The sequence below is a fragment of the Streptomyces sp. DH24 genome (genome assembly GCF_029813775.1).
Classification (GTDB): domain Bacteria; phylum Actinomycetota; class Actinomycetes; order Streptomycetales; family Streptomycetaceae; genus Streptomyces.
On sequence record NZ_JARVKW010000056.1, the window covers coordinates 15,329 to 36,682 of the forward strand.

At 68.8% G+C, this 21,354-nt stretch carries 23 protein-coding genes and 3 pseudogenes; 15 read left to right on the forward strand and 11 right to left on the reverse strand.

What is annotated here, in order from left to right; all coding sequences use genetic code 11:
* Positions 1-33: 33 nt before the first annotated feature.
* From QC282_RS29485 to QC282_RS29500, 4 genes are all read right to left on the reverse strand, one after another.
* Positions 34-237 (reverse strand): cold-shock protein, encoded by a 204-nt coding sequence (locus QC282_RS29485; protein ID WP_030039020.1) that lies wholly within the window; start codon positions 235-237, stop codon positions 34-36.
* A 455-nt stretch (positions 238-692) separates the two neighbouring features.
* On the reverse strand, positions 693-1,232 hold the full coding sequence (locus tag QC282_RS29490; RefSeq protein WP_279552639.1) for a hypothetical protein: 540 nt from the start codon (positions 1,230-1,232) through the stop codon (positions 693-695).
* Positions 1,233-1,243: 11 nt separating this feature from the next.
* Positions 1,244-1,897 carry a pentapeptide repeat-containing protein gene (locus QC282_RS29495; protein WP_279552640.1) on the reverse strand — a complete coding sequence of 218 codons (654 nt, stop codon included), beginning with the start codon at positions 1,895-1,897 and terminating at the stop codon, positions 1,244-1,246.
* A 287-nt stretch (positions 1,898-2,184) separates the two neighbouring features.
* Entirely contained in the window at positions 2,185-2,604 is a 420-nt protein-coding gene (locus QC282_RS29500; RefSeq protein WP_279552641.1) for a hypothetical protein, read from the reverse strand.
* Between the two features lie 319 nt (positions 2,605-2,923).
* Between QC282_RS29500 and QC282_RS29505 the strand changes: the two genes are divergently transcribed.
* The 4 genes from QC282_RS29505 to QC282_RS29520 all read left to right on the forward strand — a co-directional run bounded on the left by QC282_RS29505 (position 2,924) and on the right by QC282_RS29520 (position 6,072).
* A complete protein-coding gene (locus QC282_RS29505) occupies positions 2,924-3,505 on the forward strand; it encodes a hypothetical protein (protein ID WP_279552642.1) in 582 nt (193 codons plus the stop codon).
* A 221-nt stretch (positions 3,506-3,726) separates the two neighbouring features.
* Entirely contained in the window at positions 3,727-4,344 is a 618-nt protein-coding gene (locus QC282_RS29510; RefSeq protein ID WP_279552643.1) for a dihydrofolate reductase family protein, read from the forward strand.
* Positions 4,345-4,348: 4 nt separating this feature from the next.
* On the forward strand, positions 4,349-5,191 hold the full coding sequence (locus QC282_RS29515; protein WP_279552644.1) for an alpha/beta hydrolase: 843 nt from the start codon (positions 4,349-4,351) through the stop codon (positions 5,189-5,191).
* 254 nt (positions 5,192-5,445) lie between these two features.
* Positions 5,446-6,072 carry a class I SAM-dependent methyltransferase gene (locus tag QC282_RS29520; RefSeq protein WP_279552645.1) on the forward strand — a complete coding sequence of 209 codons (627 nt, stop codon included), beginning with the start codon at positions 5,446-5,448 and terminating at the stop codon, positions 6,070-6,072.
* A 321-nt stretch (positions 6,073-6,393) separates the two neighbouring features.
* On the opposite strand, the gene QC282_RS29525 is transcribed toward QC282_RS29520, so the two are convergent.
* The 3 genes from QC282_RS29525 to QC282_RS29535 form a co-directional block, all read right to left on the reverse strand.
* Positions 6,394-6,816 (reverse strand): VOC family protein, encoded by a 423-nt coding sequence (locus QC282_RS29525; RefSeq protein ID WP_279552646.1) that lies wholly within the window; start codon positions 6,814-6,816, stop codon positions 6,394-6,396.
* Positions 6,817-7,037: 221 nt separating this feature from the next.
* A complete protein-coding gene (locus tag QC282_RS29530; protein ID WP_279552647.1) occupies positions 7,038-7,556 on the reverse strand; it encodes a CAP domain-containing protein in 519 nt (172 codons plus the stop codon).
* A 401-nt stretch (positions 7,557-7,957) separates the two neighbouring features.
* The gene (locus tag QC282_RS29535) at positions 7,958-9,010 is read right to left on the reverse strand and encodes a triacylglycerol lipase (RefSeq protein WP_279552648.1); all 1,053 of its coding nucleotides are present in this window, start codon (positions 9,008-9,010) and stop codon (positions 7,958-7,960) included.
* A gap of 518 nt (positions 9,011-9,528) precedes the next feature.
* On the opposite strand from QC282_RS29535, the gene QC282_RS29540 reads away from it, so the two are divergent.
* Positions 9,529-10,098, forward strand: coding sequence for a hypothetical protein (locus QC282_RS29540; protein WP_279552649.1), 570 nt, complete (start codon positions 9,529-9,531; stop codon positions 10,096-10,098).
* A 318-nt stretch (positions 10,099-10,416) separates the two neighbouring features.
* The gene (locus tag QC282_RS29545; RefSeq protein WP_279552650.1) at positions 10,417-10,971 is read left to right on the forward strand and encodes a hypothetical protein; all 555 of its coding nucleotides are present in this window, start codon (positions 10,417-10,419) and stop codon (positions 10,969-10,971) included.
* 401 nt (positions 10,972-11,372) lie between these two features.
* Here the strand turns inward: QC282_RS29545 and QC282_RS29550 are convergent, their stop codons facing one another.
* Together QC282_RS29550 and QC282_RS29555 are read right to left on the reverse strand one after the other, a co-directional pair.
* Positions 11,373-11,747: a peptidase inhibitor family I36 protein gene (locus tag QC282_RS29550; RefSeq protein ID WP_279552651.1), complete on the reverse strand. Its 375-nt coding sequence runs from the start codon at positions 11,745-11,747 to the stop codon at positions 11,373-11,375.
* A gap of 36 nt (positions 11,748-11,783) precedes the next feature.
* Positions 11,784-12,731 (reverse strand): hypothetical protein, encoded by a 948-nt coding sequence (locus QC282_RS29555; protein ID WP_279552652.1) that lies wholly within the window; start codon positions 12,729-12,731, stop codon positions 11,784-11,786.
* Positions 12,732-13,532: 801 nt separating this feature from the next.
* Between QC282_RS29555 and QC282_RS29560 the strand changes: the two genes are divergently transcribed.
* Both QC282_RS29560 and QC282_RS29565 read left to right on the forward strand, forming a co-directional pair.
* The gene (locus QC282_RS29560) at positions 13,533-14,078 is read left to right on the forward strand and encodes a hypothetical protein (RefSeq protein WP_279552653.1); all 546 of its coding nucleotides are present in this window, start codon (positions 13,533-13,535) and stop codon (positions 14,076-14,078) included.
* Positions 14,079-14,402: 324 nt separating this feature from the next.
* Complete coding sequence (locus QC282_RS29565; RefSeq protein ID WP_279552654.1) at positions 14,403-15,677, forward strand: hypothetical protein; 1,275 nt, start codon at positions 14,403-14,405, stop codon at positions 15,675-15,677.
* 817 nt (positions 15,678-16,494) lie between these two features.
* On the opposite strand, the pseudogene QC282_RS29570 reads toward QC282_RS29565, so the two are convergent.
* Positions 16,495-16,620 (reverse strand): annotated as a pseudogene (locus QC282_RS29570) (transposase); the annotation flags it as partial.
* 499 nt (positions 16,621-17,119) lie between these two features.
* On the opposite strand from QC282_RS29570, the gene QC282_RS29575 reads away from it, so the two are divergent.
* The 4 genes and pseudogenes from QC282_RS29575 to QC282_RS29590 all read left to right on the forward strand — a co-directional run.
* A complete protein-coding gene (locus QC282_RS29575; protein WP_279552655.1) occupies positions 17,120-17,806 on the forward strand; it encodes a hypothetical protein in 687 nt (228 codons plus the stop codon).
* Between the two features lie 10 nt (positions 17,807-17,816).
* Complete coding sequence (locus QC282_RS29580) at positions 17,817-18,215, forward strand: phage holin family protein (RefSeq protein ID WP_279552656.1); 399 nt, start codon at positions 17,817-17,819, stop codon at positions 18,213-18,215.
* Positions 18,191-18,871 (forward strand): DUF3618 domain-containing protein, encoded by a 681-nt coding sequence (locus QC282_RS29585; RefSeq protein WP_279552657.1) that lies wholly within the window; start codon positions 18,191-18,193, stop codon positions 18,869-18,871. The genes QC282_RS29580 and QC282_RS29585 overlap by 25 nt, the downstream gene beginning before the upstream one ends.
* A gap of 432 nt (positions 18,872-19,303) precedes the next feature.
* Positions 19,304-19,449 (forward strand): annotated as a pseudogene (locus QC282_RS29590) (IS5/IS1182 family transposase); the annotation flags it as partial.
* Between the two features lie 29 nt (positions 19,450-19,478).
* Here the strand turns inward: QC282_RS29590 and QC282_RS29595 are convergent.
* Positions 19,479-19,586 (reverse strand): annotated as a pseudogene (locus QC282_RS29595) (RNA-binding protein); the annotation flags it as partial.
* A gap of 150 nt (positions 19,587-19,736) precedes the next feature.
* Here QC282_RS29595 and QC282_RS29600 point away from each other — a divergent pair.
* The 3 genes from QC282_RS29600 (at position 19,737) to QC282_RS29610 (ending at position 21,150) form a co-directional block, all read left to right on the forward strand.
* Positions 19,737-20,198: a hypothetical protein gene (locus QC282_RS29600; protein WP_279552658.1), complete on the forward strand. Its 462-nt coding sequence runs from the start codon at positions 19,737-19,739 to the stop codon at positions 20,196-20,198.
* Positions 20,195-20,440 (forward strand): hypothetical protein, encoded by a 246-nt coding sequence (locus tag QC282_RS29605; protein WP_279552659.1) that lies wholly within the window; start codon positions 20,195-20,197, stop codon positions 20,438-20,440. The genes QC282_RS29600 and QC282_RS29605 overlap by 4 nt, the downstream gene beginning before the upstream one ends.
* 431 nt (positions 20,441-20,871) lie before the next feature.
* A complete protein-coding gene (locus QC282_RS29610; RefSeq protein WP_252556322.1) occupies positions 20,872-21,150 on the forward strand; it encodes a GlsB/YeaQ/YmgE family stress response membrane protein in 279 nt (92 codons plus the stop codon).
* Positions 21,151-21,354: the final 204 nt, after the last annotated feature.

Genomic DNA, 21,354 nt, shown 5'->3' on the forward strand with positions numbered 1-21,354 from the left:
ATGCGGGCCCCAGCTGCAAAGCTCGCGTCAGTGTCAGGCGAGAACGATGTTCTCGGCCGTCGGGCCCTTCTGGCCCTGCGCGATGTCGAAGCTCACCTTCTGGCCTTCGAGCAGCTCACGGAAGCCCTGGGCGGCGATGTTCGAGTAGTGGGCGAACACGTCGGCGCCGCCACCGTCCTGCTCGATGAAGCCGAAGCCCTTTTCCGCGTTGAACCACTTCACGGTGCCAGTAGCCATGTCATATCTCCTTTGGGGCAGTGCATCGGGATCCGCACAGCGCGGACACCATGTCGCCGCGATGATTACCCCGCCCGGAAAAAGACCGGAAAGACAAAAGTGCTTCCAGTCGCATTGACGCCGACCGGAGAGCACTTGAAGTTTCGGGAACCACAACTGCAACCGAGATCAACAGTAGCACGCCACAGCGGTCGGCGTGCGGTGAAGAATCCCACTCCGTTCATGGCGGCAAACAATCTGCCTGCATCCTCCATTAAAATCTCAGCTCGCGGGCACAGATATTGAAAAAAGCCGTGCCCGGCCGCCGCCGTACACCAGCCCCGGACTGGTCGGCCGATCAGCGCCTGGGGGCCAGGGCTGCTGGAGCCGGCGGCTGACCGGCCGGCAGCCGGTGGAGCGGCTGGGCCGGTCTTTGCCTGTTGGCGCGCGAGGACCACTGGAGTGCGCGTCGGCGGTCAGCGTTTGACGCGACTGCGGACGGCCAGGACCGCGAGGCCGAGGAGCACGGGTTCGGCGAGGCGGGAGGTCATCTCGGTGTAGGTGCCGGTGGTGGTGAGATCCTGGCCGGAGGAGCGGAAGATCACCGAGTTGATCACCACGCGCAGTGCCTTCTCGAACCGCCCGGTGGTGACACGTTCGGTCAACGCACCAGTGGGGTTGCGCGGGTTGGGCGTGTCGGTGATGAGGACGAGGTTCTGCCCGGCGCGGACCTGCTGGCCGGTGGTTCGTGGTTTCGGGTCGTCGGTGGGCAGGCCCCACAGCACCATCACCGCGATCGTGGCGGCCATGGCGGTCACCAGCCAGGCCAGGGCACGGGTGGCGCGCAGCCCGTACCCGGACAGAGCCCAGTAGGCGGTCAGCAGCGTCCGTTCACCGAAGGGCCGGGTGGTGTCGTGGCGGCGCATCTCGCATTCGCCGTAGGAGAAGTCGGCGGCGTCCGGTTCGTTCTTGCCGTCTTCCAGGGACTTGCGCAGCTGCCGGTACAGCGCCGCCATCGCCGCGGGCTTCAGTCCGGGAGCATCCTGCGGGGAAGCGCCCAGCCGTGAGCCCGGCCGGGGTGGCGGGCGGCGCGCACCCGCCAGTGGTGTTCCTCGGCCAGTGTGTTGCGCCGGCTCCACCGCCTGGGGAAGCGCGGGTTCCAGCCGGCGGGGGTGGTGGCGAAAGTGCACCAGCCGTCCACGCGCAGCTGGTCCAGGTGAACCGCCCCGGCGAACCGGCATTCGCTGAGATCGATGTCGTGCAGGGCCAGGTGCGCCGCATCGACTCCGCCCAACGAGGCCAGGCGCACGCCGGGCTCCTGACCGGAGAGCTCTGCCTCGGGCACCGGGTCATGCGCCCCAGCGGAGAGAAAGGGGTCCGGGCGGGCGGCCACCACCACCGGGTACTCGAAAACCGCGTCCCGCAAGTCCAGTTCGGCGTAGCGCAGCTGAAGCGTGGCGGTCGACGCCCACCTGGTGCGCGCACAACTCGCCTGACGGGCGGCGACCTCCACCGTCACCGGCTGCTGGAACACCGCACCGTCCAAGTGCACCCGCTTGCCGCACACCAACGGCCCCAGATGCGGCGCCGTCTCGAACCGCACCCCGCGAAACCTGGCGTCGTCGGAGAAGACGGTCATGTCGAAGCCGGCATCACCGGAGAAGGACGCTTCGCCGAACACGGCCCCGCCGGAAAACGTTGCCCTGGCGAACTCGGCGCCAGGGCCGGAGAAGGTCGCCTCACCGAAGTTGGCGTCGCATAAGGACGATCGTGCACGGCCGGCTGGTTGCCCCCGCTCCGCAGCCTCGCCCACTGAATGGCCGGGTGGCGAACGTGTCCTCCAGGGGCGGTACTGGGTCCACACGATGGCGCTTCACGTCCTTGCGGGCCTGGGCACGGGCTATGGAGTTGGACCTTTGCCGTCGACGTCGGGTTGCTGCATCCTGTCCATGTTCCGCTGACGCCGAGTCATGAGGAGCTGGGAAGCTGTGCGCGGTGCCCGGTGGCGAAGCGGACGAAACCGGCGATACGCGGGCTGAACGTAAGCACACACTGCTCGCTCAGCGCCGAACGCACGCCCGCCACCACGTCAGCGTCCGGTTCACCGAACACGTCGAAGCGCTCCACCCGGCAGTGCTTCATCACCTCTTGGATGTACGGGTCCGCCAACTCCCAGTGCGTGCGGACTGCGTCGGAGTCCTGGTAGAGCTCAAAGCTGTGGGCAAGCATCCGCTCCTCCTCCACGAAGGTCTCCACCATCAGCTGGGGCCCGTGCTGCTGTGCGAACGCCACGGCCCGGGCGATGGCGTCGCGGAAGCCCTCCAGGTGACCGTCGGTGATGCGCATGGTGTTCCGGAAGAGAAGAACCGTCGTGTCGTGAGTGGTCATGACGCCACCCTCGCCCCTCAACCATGGTTGAGGTCAAGCGCTGATCCGCCCAGGCTTCCTCCTCGGCCCCGTCGGCGTCCTCGTCCAGTCAGGCCACTGATCAACAAGGCGCCCCCGGGAAAACGATCGGTCGTGGCGCCGTGGCTGTGGCCTCTCCTCTCCCGGTCCCAACCGGTGTTCCCCCAGCAGCGCAAGGAGTTTCTGAAGCTGCCCGACGCACATGTGCACGGGCCCGTCGGCACACGGCTGTCCTGCTGCGCCCAGCGGCGGTGAACGGAGTGGAGACACCACCCGAGCCCTTCGCCAGGATCGGCTCGCCATGACTTCCGCCAGTGATCCCATGCGGCTCCCGGCCCGGATGGTCCGGGTGCCGGTGCGCATGATGCGTCCCTCGCCGCTGGTGTTCGCGAAGGCGGTCTGGGAGTTTGCCAGCGGTGCCACCGGGGCGAACTTCACCAGGCGCTTCCGCCGCGCCATGCGTGACCCCGGCACGGATCCATCACTGGGCATCGACGCCATGACCTACGCTCCGCTGGCACTGCGGGAGACCGGCGCCGTCTACATCTTCGACGAGGGCGGCCTGCGACTGGAGGGCAGTTCTGAGGTCTCCCTCGCACTGCCCTGGAGTGAGGTGGAGCGCGTGGCGCTGCAGGTGCAGCACTCCCCGTTCCTCGGCCTGACGATGTTGCGGTTGCTGCTGTGGCCGGCCCACCCGCAGACCTTCCTGGCCGCCCATCCGGGGAGCGCGCCCGCCTGGGACGCGGGACTCGGGGGATGCGCGTTGGAGGTCGTCAAGGCCATCACCGTCCCGCAGGATTCCATCGACCTGATGCTGGCCGGCCTGGCCTTCGCGGGGGAGCGGTTCGACGGACGGGTGGAGGAGGTCCCGCTCGCCGAGTGAGCCAGGCCAGAACACCAATGGCGGCCGGAACCGCAGGCCCGAAAGGTTCAGCTCAGGGCGGTCAGCGGGAGTCGTTCCAGGGTGGGCGGCGCGAGTTGTTGCCGGGGCGGCACAGGATGCAGCGACCTGCCGCTGTGGATGGACACCGCCGGCGACCTGATCGACGGGTACGGCCACCTGCGTGAGCGATGAGTTTGGCCGGCGGATCGGGTCTGCCCTGTATGACTCGCATCATCGCTGACATCTCGGTCTCTCTCGACGGCTTCGTCACCGGGCCCGGCCCCGGCCCGGACAACGGTCTGGGCACCGGCGGCGAGGCCCTGCACACGTGGGCGTTTTCCGACGACCCCGACGACCGGCAGGTCCTGCGCGAGGCGACCGCGTGCTCGGGCGCCGTCGTCCTCGGCCGCCACCTCTTCGACGTGGTCGACGGGCCGCAAGGCTGGGACGACACGTCCGGCTACGGCGCCGGCGAGGTCGGCAAGCCCGCGTTCGTCGTGGTGACGAGCTCCCCGCCGGAGTCGGTGCGGACAAGCAACCTCGACTGGACGTTCGTCACCACCGGTCTGCCCGACGCCGTCACCGCCGCGCGCGAGCGGGCCGAGGCGGCGTCGTCGGACAGCGGCAGGGACCTCGACGTCATCCTCATGGGCGGCGGCGCCACGATCGGCTCGGCGCTCGACGCCGGGCTGGTCGAAGCGCTGACGCTGCACCTCGCGCCCGTCGTGCTGGGCGCCGGGACACCACTGTTCACCGGCGGAGCGCCGCGCACGCTGGTGCAGCGGAGCGTGATCTCGACATCGACCGCGACGCACCTGACCTACGACGTCTCGCGGTGATCCGATGACCACTGCCGACGTCAACGACATCACCTTGGGCATCGAGCAGTTCGGCGACGACGACGCGCCACTCGTCCTGCTCGCGGGCGGGACGACAATGCTCTCCTGGCCCGACGCGCTGTGCGAGCGCCTCGCCGCCGGCGGGCGCCGTGTGGTGCGCTACGACCTTCGCGACAGCGGGGAATCGACGACGGCGAATCCGCAGGCGCCGGCCTACACCCTGCGCGACCTCGCCGCCGACGCGGCTGCCCTCGCCGACAGGCTCGGCGGAGGGCCTGCGCACCTCGCGGGGATCGGCGTCGGCGGGATGGTCGCCCAGGTGGCCGCGCTCGACCATCCGGGCGCGTTCTCGGCGCTCACCCTGGTCGGCACCCGCGCGGTGGCCCCCGGCAAGCCCGACGATGACCTCCCTGACCACGACCGGGCGACCATGGGGCGGCTGTTCGCGCGTCCGATGCCCGACTGGTCCGACCGCGAGGCGGTCGCGGAGTTCGCCGCCACCGGTGCGGAAATCCGCGGTGACGACCCCGTCGCCGCGCGCGCCGTCGCTGCGCGCATCTGGGACCGCACGCCCGGCACCGCACCCCCGGTCCAGATGGCCAACCAGATGGGCATGGTGTTCTCCAGGCTCGACTGCACACCCCGCTGGCGCGAGCGCCTGCCCGAGATCAAGGTCCCCACGCTCGTCGTCCACGGCCGCCGGGACCGGTTCTTCCCCGTCGGCAACGGCGAGGCGCTCGCACGCGAGATCCCCGGAGCACGGCTGCTCGTCCTCAAAGAGGCTGCCACCGCGATCCCCGATGCGACGGTCGGCGAGGTCAGCGAGGCGATGCTCACGCTCGGGTAGGAAACGGCGGACGCCGCGCGGGACTGGCCCTTGGAGAACCCATGCCCTCCGCCGCCTCCGCCGAGCATGTCGGCGTCACGCCGGCCCTGCGTCGGCTGTACCTCGTCCGTCGAAGCGCCGCACAGGACGACCCTTCGCTGACCACCCTCGACGGCTACCCCACACGGCCGGTGCACTTCGAGCCTCGCTCTGTGTAGTTTCGTAGCAGGCCGTGAGGCATATACCCGCGATTGTTGACGGAAGGCACGCTGAACATGACTGGAGAACGCGACCGTTGGGCGGAACTGACAGGTGGAAAAGCCGGAGAGGAATATGCCCAGCGTTTCGCGCGGCTCGCCGAATCGGGCCATGACATCCACGGTGAGGCGACCTTCTGTGCCGCGCTGCTGAAGCCCGCCGCCCGGGTACTCGACGCCGGCTGCGGCACCGGCCGGATCGCGATCCGGCTCACCGAACTGGGCCACTCCTGCACCGGCGTGGACGTTGACCCCTCGATGCTCGCCGTCGCCCGCCGCGACGCCCCCACACAGGAGTGGCTCCTCGGCGACCTGGCCCATCTGGATGCCCTTGGTCTGCATCCGGGCTTCGACCTGGCGGTCGCCGCTGGGAACGTCATTCCCCTGCTGGCCCCCGGCACCGAATCAGCCGTCGTACGGCAGTTGGCCGCCGTGCTGCGCCCTGGCGGACTGCTGGTCACGGGCATGGGCCTGGACGCGGCACACCTGCCCCTGCCCGAACCAACGGTGACCCTCACGGACTTCGACCACTGGTGCACCCAGGCCGGACTGACCCTGCGTCAGCGCTACGCCACCTGGAGCGGCGAGCCCTACTACCAAGGCTGTGGCTATGCCGTCAGCGTGCACTCACGCTCCATCACGTGAGTCCGCGCCCTGCCCGCGCGACTTCGTGTCGCACCTTCAGGCGGTTGATGCACCGCTCATCAGTGTTGCGCTGCTTGTAGGTCACGCGGTCGCAGGCCGGTGACTCGCCGCCTCGGCTGTCCGACGTAGCGGTGACTGTGCTGGTCCACCGGGATGGGGATCACGGTGAGCCCGTCGATCACCTGCCGGCGGTCCCACCACCGACCACCTCGCTGCGGCGTGCGGTCGGGGTTCATGCGTCGCGCGGAACTGCTCGGGCGTGCCGACCACGATGTCGGCTTGGTTCAGCGTAAGAGTCTCCTCGCTTGCCGGCTCCGAGCCCTACGCCGGCGAAGGGCCGCGGTAGGTGCCGAAGGTCCACAAGTTGCCCTCCGGATCGCGCACCGTGCACACGTACGCCGCGGCACCCGACCCGAACCGGGTCTCGTGCGGCGGTTCGAGAACTTCGCCACCAGCGTCGACCACCCGCCGGTGCACCGCGTCCACGTCGTCGCTCACCACGTAGACCGCACTGGTTCCGGCCCGCATCCGCCCGTGCACGCTGTCCGTGTGCCGGGTCGAACCGAACACCAACGCACCACCGCCGGGCCAGCGCAGCTCTGCGTGCCCGATGCCGCCATGGTCGTCCGGCGCGGCGACCACCTCGGTGAAGCCCAGCACGTCGACCAGAAAGCGCAGCGCCGCTCTCGTGTCGTCGTAGTGCAGGACCGGCCACACGGAGGACGGGGAGACATCAGGCGACATGCCACTCATCCTAGTCTGGCGTTCCTTGACTTGGCCGAGGCCGCGCAGATGTGATGCCTCTCGGCGCTGAGGGTTGGCCTGACCCTGTACGAGGCTGCGGGCGCCGCCGTGCTGCGGGATGCGAGCCGCACGCTCCTTCGGGGCAGGGCATCGGCTGACGGGCGTCGCCTGCGGCCGGTGACGGCGGCTGCCCGATGCTCTTCCCGCAGCTGCGGAACCGCCTACGGTGCGGTGGCGAGGAGGTGTGTCCACCATGTCCGGCCCTGGTACGCGGTGAGGCCGAGTCCGGTGTGCGTGTAGGCGCAGTTGAGTATGTTGCGGCGGTGGCCGGGGCTGTTCATCCAGGCTGTGACGACTGTGGCGGCCGTGGGGTGGCCGGTGGCGATGTTCTCGGCCCAGGCGCGTGGCGGGCGGCGGTGTCCGTCGTGGCCGGACGGGGGTGGTGTGGTGCTGTGCACCAGGGCATGCGCGCGGGCCATGAAGTCGCTGTGGCGGGAGGCCGCGGACTGGAGGGCGGGCAGAGGCCTGAGCGGTTGGCATCCGGCGGTGCGGCGGTGCTGATTGATGAGCTCCAGCGTCTGTGCCTCCAGTGATGATTGGCCATGGGTGAGGGCGGCCGGAGCGGTCGCGGGGGAGGGGCCTTCGGCTGCGGAAGCGGTGGGGGGTGCCTGGGCGGTCAGCGCGGCCGCCACGACGGCGCAGGCGGCAAGGTGCAGAGCAGAGTGATGACGGGTGCTCATCGGCGCTGCCGCGGGATGTAGGGACGGCCGGCGGGCGCGGACGGGGGTGAGGGCTGGGGCGGGAACAGTAATGCCAGGGCAAGGGCGGCCAGGTAGCCGGTGAGGTCGCGCGGTGTCGGGGGCGGGCCGTGCATGATGGTCCCTTCTCGCCGGGTGCGGGAGGTGCGGCTGATCAAGTGGCCGCTGTCACCTGGGTGTTCGGACCGGCCCGGGTGTGCCGGTGGCAGGTGGCGCGGGGCCGGTCCGGTTCGTGCGTGGCCGGGCGGGTGTGGTGGTGGCCGGCACCGCTTCGCCGGGGCCGGCGGCGGCTTTCGAGTGGTGTGGTGTCAGGTGTCGGCAGGGCCGGGGCCCCGGCTGGGGCGGTGAGGGAGGAGGCCTCAGCCGGGGCGGTCGGGGGAGTGTCAGCTGATGACGGGGGGTACCGGGTAGCAGCCGGGGTGTGCCGTTCTGGCGGGGTCCAGGGCGTTGAGGACGAGCTGGTGGACGATGGGGTCGTAGGAACTGCCGATGTGGTCGGTCAGGTCCAGGCGGCAGACGTTCTGCAGCAGGATGTTTCTCACCTTCGCCCCTGGTCCCGCGGTGAGGTACTGGTTGGTGTACGGGGTGACGACCTCGTCGTAGCGGGTGACGATGGTGGTGTAGGTGACGCCGGGCATCGTGTCACCGCCCTGGTCGAGCCTCCTGTGGACGTCTGATCCGACGACCTGGTCCGGCAGCGCCTGGCCGCCGAGTTCTCCGACCCAGCCGAGCAGGCCGATGGTCTTGGCCAGGGTGGCCAGTCCCACCATGGTGGTGCCGTGGTTGGAGGGGGAGATGCCCACCAGATGGTGGACCTTGGCGGCTCCGCCGTTGAACTTCAGGTACCAGCGCGGCAGTACGCCGCCGCCCTGTGAGTGCCCCACCAGGTCGACCTTCTTCGCGCCGGTGGCTTTGAGGACCTGGTCGACGAAGCGTGCGACCTCGGCTGCGGAGTGGGGAATGTGGTTGCGGCCCTTGATGACCGCTCCGCGGGGCGCTCCCTGGTTGACCGCGAAGACGCAGTAGCCTTCGTTGCGGAGCTTGGGGGAGAGCTCGTTCCAGTTGTTGAAGGCGTTCTCGAACGTTCCGTGGATGAGCACGACCGGACGCGGGTGGCGGGCGGTGGGCTTGCAGTCCCAGTCGTTGGCGCCGGGCGGGTCGGCGTCGGGCCGGCTGAGGGAGTTCAGGAACGCCTGGGGGAAGTTGTCGATGCCGGGCGGGACCGGTGTCGGTTCTCCTGCTGGTGCTGGTGCTGGTGCTGGTGCTGGTGCTGGTGCTGGTGCTGGTGCCGGTGCTGCGGCGGCCGGTGCCACGGCAGCGGTGGAGGCCGCGGCGAGAGCTACGAGGGTGGCGGCCACGGCGCCTGAGAGCCGGCGGGCCAGCCGTGTTCGGAGGTGGGTGCGGGCACGGGTGACCGCAAGAGGGCGGGTTCTCATGAAAGGTCCCCTTCGGGGTGGTCACGGGCCGACGACCGGCGCACGCCCCCTCACGGTGCGTAACAGGCGGAGCCCGGCAGTGAGTTGGTCACCCGGGACGGTGCCCTGCCCGCCTGCTCCTTATCCGGAGGGTCATCCGTGTTGGTTACGTGTTGTGATGATGTGAGCGGGGGCAGGGGGCGTTGGGTCCCGTCCCGCCCCGAAGGGCGGCGCCCAGGGCGTCGGCGGGGTACGGCCGCACTCTCGGTCGCGCCCGGCTCGCGGGCAGGCGCCGGGGCGGCGGCAGCGCTCCGGTGCGGGCAAATGCGCTGTTTCGCAAGGGAGTTGGCGGGCAGGGGCCACCCGTTCGAGGGACCCGACCGCGCATTCACTAAAAGTAGTATTGCGTTTACGGTTGGTTACTCCGCACGGTGGGTGCACCGCGATCGGCGTCAGCGGCACAGCGGAGTCTCTGGTCCCCCTCCCCGCAGCTCCCTCAGCGTGTCCGCCGGCCGATCACTCCCGAAAGGAGCAACACCGTGCAGTCACTCAGCTTCTCCCGCACCGCCCGCAGGGCAACGATGGGCCTGGCCGCCGCCGGCCTTGCCGCCGGACTCGGCCTCAGTGGTGCGCCGGGTGCGCAGGCCGCACCCAATGTCGCCGTCTCGTGCAGCACCGCGGGGCAGCTCAACTTCCAGCCGGGTGTGCAGATCATCCCTCTCCCGCAGCAGGCCACGCTGAACGGCGAGGGATCATGCACCGACAACAGCGGTGTGGGTATCCGCAGCGCGAAGCTGTCCGCGTCCTTCTACAACTTCCTGTTCAGCTGCGTCGCCACCCCATCCAGTGGCGGCAGCGGCTCCGGCACCATCGAGTGGACCCTCGATGACGGTAGCAAGACCACCAGCAAGGTGGACATGAAGTGGGACCACACCGTCCTCAACACCGGGCACATCAGCGGTCACATCCGCCAGGGCATGTTCGCCGGCGAGGGCTTCAACGCCGACCTGCAGGTCAGCCTCTTCCAGGGGATCGGTGAGTGCACGGTCGGCGCCCCCATGGGCGGCGTGAAGAACGCGGGAGCCAGCGGCACGTTCGCCATCGGCTGACGCCAGTGACGCCGCCCCGCTGACGGCATGGACCGGGCGGGCGTCGTGACCATCGGAACTGGCCACGACGCCCGCCCTCACCATCCCACCCCCACCCTCCAGCCGCCAAGAGGGCACAAAGACCTCTGCCGCGGCAAGAGCCCGCCCGGCAAGCGCGCCGCCCCTGTCACGCACTTCGGCCTGCCCTTCGGGCAGCCCTCGACTGCCCCACGGCGGGCACGGGCGGCCGCACCCACCACTTCGAGGCGCAGGCGCCCGCAGAACCGGACCTGCCGTCCGGCTGCACCGCCATCCCTTTCGAACACAGGAGCAGACTCCATGTCCCAAGCAACCGCTCTCCGCCTCTTCGGCACCGTCATGCTCGGTACTCTGGCCGCCATGGCTCCCACGGCAGCCGTCGCCGCCCCGGCCGTTCCCGTCCCCGAAGCAGCCGTCTTCATCGACCACGTGCAGACCGGCGAGCACATCACCCCCAACGGCTTCGCCCAGGGACCGACGACGTACGTGGACATCTGGGAAGACCACAACGGTGTCATCCACGACACCGAAAAGTGGACCTACGAGGCCGTGAGCGGCAGCAGCACCACGTTCCTCGTCAAAAACGCCGGCGGCAACAACGTCTGTCTGCAGCCGGCCAGCGTGGAGAACCGCAAGGTCATCTCCACCAAGACCTGTTCAGCCTCCAACAAGCAGCAATGGTGGCACCTGTACAACACCGACACAGGAGTCCAGCGCGGCTTCACCCTGCGCCCCTACAACGACACCTCTCTCGCCATCACCCCCGCCGGCGTCCCCAGCGCCAACGACCAGTACCTCGTCCTCTCACCCGTCGGCGACTACCTCAACCAGGTATTCCGCAACCGCCTCGCCTGACCACGAGCTGAGCGGTGGGCCGCAGCCGCTGCGGCCCACCGCACCACACCCGGAACCAGGCACCGAGGACGACGAGGACACCTCTCCGTGGTCGACCGGCCTCTGATCAATGAGGCCAGCGGCCCGCTCCTCTGCTTCACCTCATCTACTTCGCCATGCACTGGAGCATGGCAGAGGAAGCACCAGCCTTTGCGGCAGATCTGGCGGACTCGATGAGCCTGATCTGCTTCGACGTACAACTGGACCGGCTCAGGCCCAACTCGCCGGACACGAGGAGCCGTTCGACCGGATCCGCCGCGGACAGTCCAACAACCGGCGTGACAATAGAAACGACGTCATGAACAGTGCTGCGGTACGTGCTCGCATGCACGCACCGCAACACCGTCGTTCGGGGAACGACGTCAGCAGCCGAAGTCCCACTCATGCGAGGCGCCCCAGTCGTTGGCGCTGCTGCTGTAGGCGACCTTCTGGTTGGGGGCGAGGCAGATGGTGTGGTTACCGCCCTGGAAGTACTGCGGGTAGACCCTCACGTAGCTGGGAATCCCCGGGCCGGTGATACCGGCGTTGATCCAGGACGAGTCCTTGGCGAAAACGTCCGACTCCCACCAGCTGTCGTCGCCGGACCATGCCCTCTTGTAGCCGTTGTAGTAGGCGTCGGTCGTGACGCAGAAGTGCCCTGACGGGCAGCTGTCGTCCGCCGAGGCGGTGCTCGGCAGAGCAACGCCGGCGAACACCGCCAGGGCGGCAGCGGACAGGGCTATGACAGTCCTGCGCATGGGTTCTTCTCCTTTTTTCCGTGGGAAACGAACGCGTCATTTGGTCTGTGTCGAATCCGACAGGATCCGCTCGGCACGGGGCAGCGCGGACTGCCTCATCCGTTGTCGTGTGTCGATCTCTTCCCGCCGTATGCGGCGCTGCTCGTGTGCGTAGTGCTTCTCCAGGCGCCGCGCCGCGCTCACCAGCCCGGTGCGGTCGACGCAACGCGCCTCCGTAACGGCGAGGTCGCGTTCGAGGGCGTCCCTGTCGGCGTCGCTGAGCCGCTTGGCACGGGCAACGAAACCTTCCCGCAGCGCACCGGGGCTGCCGGCCGGATGGCCCGCCCTGGTCATGCATGCGGACCAGGCACTCAGCGCTTTCCGGTATGCCGGGTCGGCGAGTATGCGCGGACCGCTCTCGGACGCAAGGTTGTTGACCATCGTGTCGGCCTTGAACCACGTGTCGAAGTCTCCGTAGAGCTCCTGCTGCGCCTGGGACATGCAGCCGTCGCGGTTGCCCATGATCCTGTGACCGCTGGACAGTTCCACCGTGACGATTCCGTCCCGGCCACTGCCCCCCAGGGCCTGCTGATACTGCTGCCGGCGCTGGGAAGGCAACGTGCTCACATACCGCACGTTCGGGTTCGCCGTGCGCAGGGCTTCGTGGTCCCGGGCGTTGTTGTCACCGAACCCGTGCGTGCGCGCCCACGCGATGTCGTCGATGCCGTACGGGAAGCGGCGCTGTTCGGCGCTCGGCCGCGGGGACGGGGAGGCGGCGCTCCGCGTCCGCTCGGGCGCGGTGGCGTACCAGAAACCGTGGCCACGCATGCAATCGGCGATCAGTTGCTCCTGCGCCCGCCGCAAAAGTGCTGTGTCGCTCCGGTCCGACGCGGTGGTCTCCCGCTGCGCGCCCTCGCCTTCGCCCATGCTCCCGCACCCGGCAACCACGAGGGGCAGCGCAAGTGCCGCCAGTCCGGCTGCGATCCGCCTGCCCAGCGGAATCATGTCCTCCAACCCCTTCCCGGCGGTGTCCTTCCGGCCCGGCCATCCCGGACCGTGTGCGCGGACGCCGAACGGCCGGCCCGCCGCCCTTCGTGCGATCGCTACGCTCAGCTGCGCCGCGCTCGGTCCTGATCACCGTAGGACGGAACGCACGCAGGGGGTCCTGACGTATGTCAGGGTCGGGTCGGGCCGACCGCTCGGCTCCTGGTGACCGGGCATCACCGATGTCCGCGTGTGTGCGCAGGTTGCGTATCTCCACCAGCAGTTCCTCGGCCGGTACGGCTCGTCCAACCGCTTGAAGCACAGCCCCACCAGCCCGGCCGCCGTCCACTCCAGCCACCCTCGCGCCACGGCCGGGTCGGTCGTCGACGGGCACAGCGTCAGAGGTGCCTCCAGACGGTGGTCCCAGAACAGCGACTGCAACGCCGCGCACCGCCGCTCGTACGGCCAACCGGTCTGCTTCGGGGAGATCCTCGCTGTGGGTGCCGCTGCTGAAGATTGGCCCTGCCGACGGCTAACCCAATGACGACGGGCCGGACAGGATTACCCTGCCCGGCCCCGCATCTCGTCCGTAGCTGCTACGCCAACGCATGCCGATCGCGGACAGCTGCTCCGGGGAGAGGGCGTCGCGGCCCTGCTGCGCCGACTTCCGATCCAGGCGCCCAACTCCAGCTCCCCAGACTCTGTCCGGACGACCGCGGTGGCCGCGAGCACGGTGGTCTTTCGCCAGCTCGCCTCGCGCCCGTAGGTTCACCCTCATGGCCGCAAGCGTCGGCCGGCCACAAGACGAAGGGACGTCGACTGGTGACCCGCCTGCGATTGGTTCTCAGCCTTGGCTCGCTTGCCCGCATCCTGCTGTCCGTGGCGGGGGCTGCTGTGCTCTTGTCATGCTCGTCGAACGAGCCGGTCCCCAAGAGCACAGCCACGCCGACATCAGTTCCCTCCAGTGCCTCCGCCACTTCCACAGCGCCTGCTGCCTCGCCAACCCCGTCCATGCCCGTGGCGACGGACGGTAAGGACGTCCGGGCATGCGCGGACGGCACCTGCGAGATCCGAGTGAGCCCGTCGGCCAGGGTGCCGCTGCCGGCACGCCTTGGCCTCGGTCCGCTCCAGGTGACGGCGATTCAGGACGGGACAGTTGCCATGTTCGCACCGCTGATTCAGTCGGAGTTCGCCAGTGATGGCGGATGTAGTGCTGCTATCACGGGGCCAGGGGCAGGCGACTCCGGATCCGTGGGCCTGACCTGCAGCGTCGGCGAGAAGGCAGTTGTCAACAAGATGAGCCTGGAGGTGGTCGGAATTGACACTGCTGATCAGGCCGCCGTCCTTCGCATCCGGCCCGCAAAGTGACGGCGTGTCCACGGCTGGGCAGTCGACGGCGAGGCGACGCAGACCTGCGACGGGGCAGCAGAGCGTGCTGCTGCGGACCTGGAGGGACGCTAGTGCTGTGACCGCATAGGGTCGCCGGGTACGGAGTTGGAGCCGTTGGATGGGCGGTGATGTTCACTCCGACCGCCTGGGTGGGGTGATGTCCGAGCATGTGCGGGTGCGCACAGCACCCTGGGGTCGTGGACTGGGACCCCTGAACGGGAGGGTTCCCGCTGGCCCCGTGCGATGGTTCACTGACAGTCGAATTGCGGATGACGCGCGCTGGGAGACGGGGGTCGTCACCGAATGACGGTATCCAAGCTGCTGACCGACTCGACCACAGAGACAAGGCTCGGCCCTGAACTTCTGGCCGAACTCCGCGCCAACCTCTGGGCGGTGGACTGTCAGACGTGCGGTCGACGGTTTGGGCGGTGGGAGAGGCCGGCGCTGACCGTGCAGGTGGCAGCCGACACGGCTGACGCATCGCTGCATCACCGCGGCTGCCGCTCACCACGATGGCTCGAGTTACCGACCAGCGACGAATCCGAGTTCACCGCCTTCCCGCACGTCACGTGGCGGGCGGGGCTCATCCTGCTTCCGACGGGCAGCACGCTGGTGTTCCTGGTCAACCCGTATTACGAGCTCGCGATGCTGCGCAGGGACAACGGGCGCTGGCGCCTGGCTACGTTGGACCGGTTCGCTGCCTACGGCATGGGCACGGACCTGTTCGACGGGGTGACTGCGCAGCCGTCGCTGTCGGTCGTCGTTGACGGGGACCGGATTTCGGCGCAGATTACCGACGAGGCGTCCATCGCCCACAGTTGGCACGTCTCACCGCTGTCCCCGGATATGCGGGAAGTGGTGGACGCAAAAGAATGGCTCACTGTCGGGGTGACCACGTCGCTGGATCTGCGCAGGCGAATGTCGGACAACCCGCTGCCGAAACTGATCAACGCACAGCAGGTGCGGCTCGGCGCGGCGAGAATTACCTACACCGAGCAGGCGCAGTTGCTGAGCGACACGGATTTCGCCAGGAAGGTGCGGTTGGAGATGATCGCCCTGACTGCCGAAATGCTCAAGAGAAAGCTGGGGATCGAGGTCGGCGACGATCTACTGACGGCCACGCTGGCGTGCAGCACCGGGAACAGCGCCATGATCATGCGGCTGGAGGGCCGGGACAAGCTGGCGGCGGCGCTGCCGGTCGCCATGCTCTACGCGACCAAGTCACGGACGGCCTCCCGCCGGCCCGCACACGGCGGTGGCGTGCACATAATGACAGCCTCCGAGACCGGAACATTCCCGTGGTTTGAGATGTTCACCGCAGTGGCTGAACTCACCGGCACCACTGTGGTCAGGCTGGCCACCGACCCGACCGTCGAGCAGCGCAGGACGGAGTATCTGGCCGACGTTGTGATCGGCACCCCCGAACAGTTTCGGGCTGCGTACGCGTTCTATCGCGATGACGACGGCGACTGGAGCCTGCACGAAACCCGCGGGCAGTTGGCCATGACCGTCGGTTTCGACGTCAGGCACCGAGCGGCAGAGCTGATCCACCGCTATCCCAGAGTCACCGTCATCTAAGTGCTTCGACCGCTGGGGCTCACCGGGTTGGGCGATCAAGGCCATGAAGACGAGGGCGCGGCGTTCCCATCGATTGCCTCGCCCGCCGCACGGCCGACGATCCACTCCGCCTGGCCCGGGCCCCCGCCGCTTGCCCAGAGCCGTCACCGCCAGGCTGGTTGCTGGACGCCGGCACGGCGGGCGGTAGAGACAGTGCTCCTTCAGTAGGGAACGGGTCAGGCCGGCAAGAACGCCGAGCACACCTCCCAGCCTCACCGAACGCGGGCCGCGCTGCCATGGTGGCTGCGCCGGAGGAGCAGCCTCGCCGGTGTGCGGCTTCCTGGTGACGTACGGGAGGCCGGCCACGAAGGCCTCGGCTTGGCCCAGCATGTCCGGTCCGGGGTGCTCCTTCCGGCCTTGATCCGTCCGGGCCCACTGTCCCGAACTGAATTAGCTCACCCGCCATGTCCGCTCCTTCGCGACAATGCTCACCGAGCGCCAGGGCGAGCGGCTGCCGGACTGGCTCGACGCCGTCCGGCGGGACGACCTGCCCAGCCTCCGCACCCTCGCCGCAGGCATCGGAGGCCGACTGGGGTTCGTAAACGGTTCCGTCGCGGAGCATGGCAAAGAGGACGTCGGCTCGGCGCCTGGCGAGGCAGTGCAGGGCTTGGGTGTGTTGCTTGCCTTGGGCGATCTTCTTTTCCCGGCATGGACGTCAGGACCTTCGAGAGAGGGTGGGCCTTCAGTAGTTCCTCGATCCGCCGGCCAGTAGTTTCCGCTGGTCAGGCACGGCAGCGAGCGAGGTGGCCACTCGCGGCGATCATCGCGGCCGCTTGGCGAGCAGCTCTCGGAGCGCGGGATCGGTGGTGGCCAGCCGCTTGTCGTACGCCTTCTTCCCGGCCGGGGTGACGGCGGTGGCGTGGTGTTCGCCCTTGCTGACGTCCAGGCCGAGGAAGACGTCGATGTCGCCGGTGTCGATCACGTGCAGGCCCCTACGCTCACGCTTTCATCCGGTTGGATGATCTCCATGCCGATGCGGACAGTGGCGGCGTGCTCGACGAGGTGCCGGCGGTACCCGCGTCGACCCAGACCTTGCGGAGGCTGGGGTGCGCGGTGGCGTCTTGGTCGACCAGACGAGTGCCAGCAATGCGGGCAAGCTGCGTCAGCGACAAAATTCGGTCGACCACCGGCTGAGGAGAGCTGCTAAGGCCGCAGGCCACGACGCGTCACTCTGCTTCTGGCCTGACCGCCCGTCGACCAGACAACGAACCCGATCAGGATAGTTGTTTTGCATGTCATGGCCCGGATACTCGCAAAATGCCCTAATCGGTACATAAGCAAACGGGTGTGGTAAGGCCCCCACCGAGCCGAGAGACAACGACCATGGCGAGCGTGTGCAGCGATTCCCTCGCATGGTCATCGAAGCCCGGAGGCTGTCCGCGCCCGGAGAGAGGGTGAGGGTTATGAGTGCTGAGTCCGCCGATGGCGGGGCCGGCCGTGTCCAGGCGGCCGGACAGACCGCGAAGGACCAGGCATCGGCCACAGCGGGCCAGGCCAGGGAAGCCGCCGGCGAGGTGGCGGGCACCGCGCTGGAGCAGGCCAAGACGGTAGCTGGGGAGGCGCGTCGCCAGGCCGGAAGCGCCGTGGGTGACCTTCGGGGCCGTGTGGCTGAAGAGGTGGAGGGCCAGACGCGGCGGGCGGCCGGGACGGTGCACCAGTGGGCGGACGATCTGGCGGAGTTGGCGCGCAACGCGCCCGACGACTCCCCGGCCCGGGGCCTGGTGTCCAAGGCTGCGGATGGTGGCCACCGGGCGGCGGACTACCTGGACCGGCACGGTGTGGAAGGCATGACCGAGGACCTGAAGGAATTCGCGCGACGTCGGCCGGGGGCGTTCCTGGCGGGGGCGGCGCTGGCGGGGTTCGCGGTCGGCAGGATGGCCAAGGCCGGCAGCAAGGCGCAGTCCGGACAGGGGCCGCAGCAGGATCGGACTCCGGTCCAGGGCGATGGGTCGCCAGGGGTGCCCGAGGGGGCCGTACAGCGGGAGTTCCGCGGTTACCCGGAGGAGCCCGAGAGGACGGTAGAACCGGAGCCGCAGCCCTACCCGCAAGGGGCCGTACAGGGGCAACCACGGGCCTACCCGGAGGTGTGACATGTCATCGATGGCACCGGAGCCACGCGGACAGGACTCTTCGGTCGGACAGCTGTTGTCGGAGATGACCTCGGACATCCAGACGCTTTTCCGGCAAGAGGTGGAGCTGGCCAAGGCCGAGATCCGGGAGGAGGCCGGCAAGGCGGGCAAGGCCGCCGGAATGTACGGCGGAGCCGGGTTCGGCGGCTACATGGTCGCGCTGTTCGCCTCGCTCGCGGCGATGTTCGGCCTGGCCAATGTGATGGACACCGGATGGGCTGCCCTGATCGTCACCGCGGTGTGGGCGGGGATCGCGGCAGTGCTGTTCGTGATGGGCCGCTCCCGGATGCGGGAGGTGTCCCCGAAGCCGCAGCAGACCGTGGAGACGCTGAAGGAGGACGCGCAATGGGCACGTCACCCGAGCAAGTGAGAACCGAGATCGAGGCGACCCGCGAGCGCCTGTCGCAGAACGCCGACCGGCTGGCCGACCGCACCAGCCCGGGACGGATCGTGCGCCGCCGCACGGACCGGGTCCGTGGCGCGGTCTCCGGCGTGCGCGAGCGCGTCATGGGCACCGCTTCCGCAACCACAAAGGAAGCCAAGGGGCGCACTCAGCAGGCCGCAGCTTCCGTCCAGGACAGCGCCGGGCAGGCCGCGGACACGATGCGCCAGACCGCGGGCCAGGTCGGCGAAGCGGTCAGCAGCGCGCCGGAGCAGGCGGTCCGACAGACGCAGGGCAATCCGCTGGCGGCCGGGCTGATCGCCTTCGGTGCCGGGCTGCTGGCCTCCTCGCTCCTGCCCACCTCGCAGGCCGAGGAGCAGGCGGCCTCCCAGCTCTCCGAGAAGGCCGGCGAGGCGATCGAGCCCGTCAAGCAGGCGGCCATGGAATCTGCGCAGCACGTGAAGGAGGACGCCACCGAGACGGCCAAGCAGGCCGCCCAGGAGGTCAAGGACACCGCCGCGGACGCTGCTCGCACCACCAAGGAGGAGACGACCGACCGGGCCGGACAGGTCACGGAGCAGGCCCGGCAGTCCGGCCAGCAGGTCACCGACGAGGCCCGGCAGCAGCCCCCTGGCGCCATGTGAACGAGTGACCGCCGCACCCCTCCGCATTCGCTCCTGGTGCGGCGGCACCGATCAGAAGGGGTGAGCCATGGCCCGCCACCGCACCGATCGCGATGAGTCCCCCGCCTGTACGTGCACACCGGCCGTGATCATCTTCCTGGCCTGGGTGTAAATCCCCAGCCCGCCAGCAAACGCCGTTCGGTCGGGAACACGCAACCGTCCCGGATGGCGACGGCGCCGCTCGGGGGCAGGGGCAACAGCCGAGCTCTCCAGGTCGCCAGGAACAAGATCAACACGCACCCCGGACACCCTGCCGACCAGGATCGCCGAGCGCAAGACCACAGCTCGACTCGTTCTGAAGCGATCAGTTAACCGGAGCCCTCGGCCAGCCCTCTTGTCAGAGATTGCGGGTGTCGAAGGGCTCGACGTAGGGCTCTTTGCCGGGAGGGTGGCCGCTGTCGGTGGCCTGGGCGCTTTCGAGTTCGGCCTGCAATTTCAGGCCGAGCAGGATGGCGGTGCGGCCCGGTGTTCCCTGGCGTGACGTTCCCGCAGAGCGTGTGGGCTCCTCCGGTGTGACGGCCCGGCGCCGGCTGCGGGACTGAGCCGACGCCGGTGTCTGGCCCCGCTGCAGCGCTACGAATACGCCGAACCGCTCGATCGCTGTGACGGTGCCGGAAAGGAACTCACCGCAGTGCAGTGATTCCAAGAACGTCCAGAGTTCTGGGTGTTCAGACCGTCCACACCCAACTCATGGGCGCCTTGCGCGATTGGCCGGCCGGTACGGGAGGGGCGGCCTCGGCCGGGTGAGGCGGTGGTGAAGGAGAGCACCCGGACGCTGAGGAACGCGCTGGCTCGGACCTCCTGCCGTCTCCATAATATCGTCGGCATGGAGCCGTTAAGCGTACAGCGTGTCAGGGTTCTGGCCGACTACTACGGGCTGTGTCTCCAGGATGCCGATGACGCGTGGCTGCCTGCGATGTTCCCGGAGGCCTTCAGAGCCGGAGACTTCGGTACGCAACGGCCCGGGCGAATCGATCTGACGACAGCGGGACAAACACAGCACGTTGCGGTCACTGCGGAGGTCTGGGAGCACGAGCCGCCGCTGCCTGAGGGCTCCTGGGACAAAACGGCGGTGTCGCGGATCGAGTGCCGGTCCGGAAGACTGCGGCTGTGGTCGATGGCCGGGCCCGGCCTGGAGGACATCGCGCTGCCGTCCGCTCCGGCGACCTGGAACACCCGGATCCTCTGTACGGGGCGTCAGGAAGCCGCCGCTGCGAGCAGGGACGGTGTGCCCGACGGGGTGGAGCAGTACGTGGTGCAGTTCTGGCCGGTCGAGGCGGCGGGGTGAGCCGTCTGCACCCGCGCGGCATGGTCGGTGCCGTGCTCACCGGCAAAACCAAGCACAGCGTGCGCAACGCCAACATCCGCTACGCCGACGATCCCGAGATCTGCCCGGTGCGGGCCTGGACCGCCTACCGCACCCGCCTGGTCGCCGAACACGGCCCGCTGCGGGCCGTGTTCGGCGACGCTGGCGTTCGTCGGCATCGACCACTGGGGCCACAGCACCGGCGGCATGGGCCCGGACGCTGACGCGTCAGGGCGCGGGCGGGGACGGAAAGAGAACTCCCGCCTCCTTCTACACCTCCCATTGCCCGGCGCTCGGTCTCACCGCAGAGAGCTCCAGCACCCCCGAGGACGCGGTCCGGCGCCTCACCGAGTCGGTCACCGCCGATGCCGCCGACACACTTCCACAGTACGTGCCGGACAAGCTGGTCGCCGTTTTGCCAGTCGAACTTGTGACGGCCGACGAGGAGGGTGGGGCCGCGGTCGAGTGGGTTGAGATCCGAGAGGACGCCTGACGGGCCTGACGGCGGCCAGTCCGGCCGGCGCGGCTGGCCTGGATCCCTCACTACAGATCACGAGCCGGCACGACCGGGTTCATGGAGAAGACGTTTGTTCGGACGATTTTGGTGCAGACGATGAGCTGACACAACGTTTATATGACGAAGCGGAGACGCATCATGGGCATCATCGCGTGGATCATCATCGGCCTGCTCGCCGGCGCCATCGCCAAGGCACTGATGCCGGGCAAGGACCCCGGCGGCATCATCATCACCATGCTCATCGGCATCGTCGGTGGTCTGCTCGGCGGCTGGCTCGGCAAGGTCATCTTCGGTGTCGACTCCATCGACGGGTTCTTCGACCTCTCCACCTGGATCGCCGCGATCGTCGGCTCCGTCATCCTGCTCGCCCTCTACCGCCTCGTCGCCGGTAACCGGCATTCGCACCGTCACGCATGACCCGCTGAAGGCCTAACGCCTCCGGACACACCTGGACGGCTCCCCTCCCTTCGCAGGACGGGAGCCGTCAGCGTGTACGGCGCGGAGAGCGGATCGGCCCTCAGAGGAACCTCCTTGTGGAGGCCGATCCGCGTTCAGCGCCTCCAGCGCGTCATCGCGCATCGGGCCGACGGGAAGCCGCGCCACCGTACGACGACGGAGAAA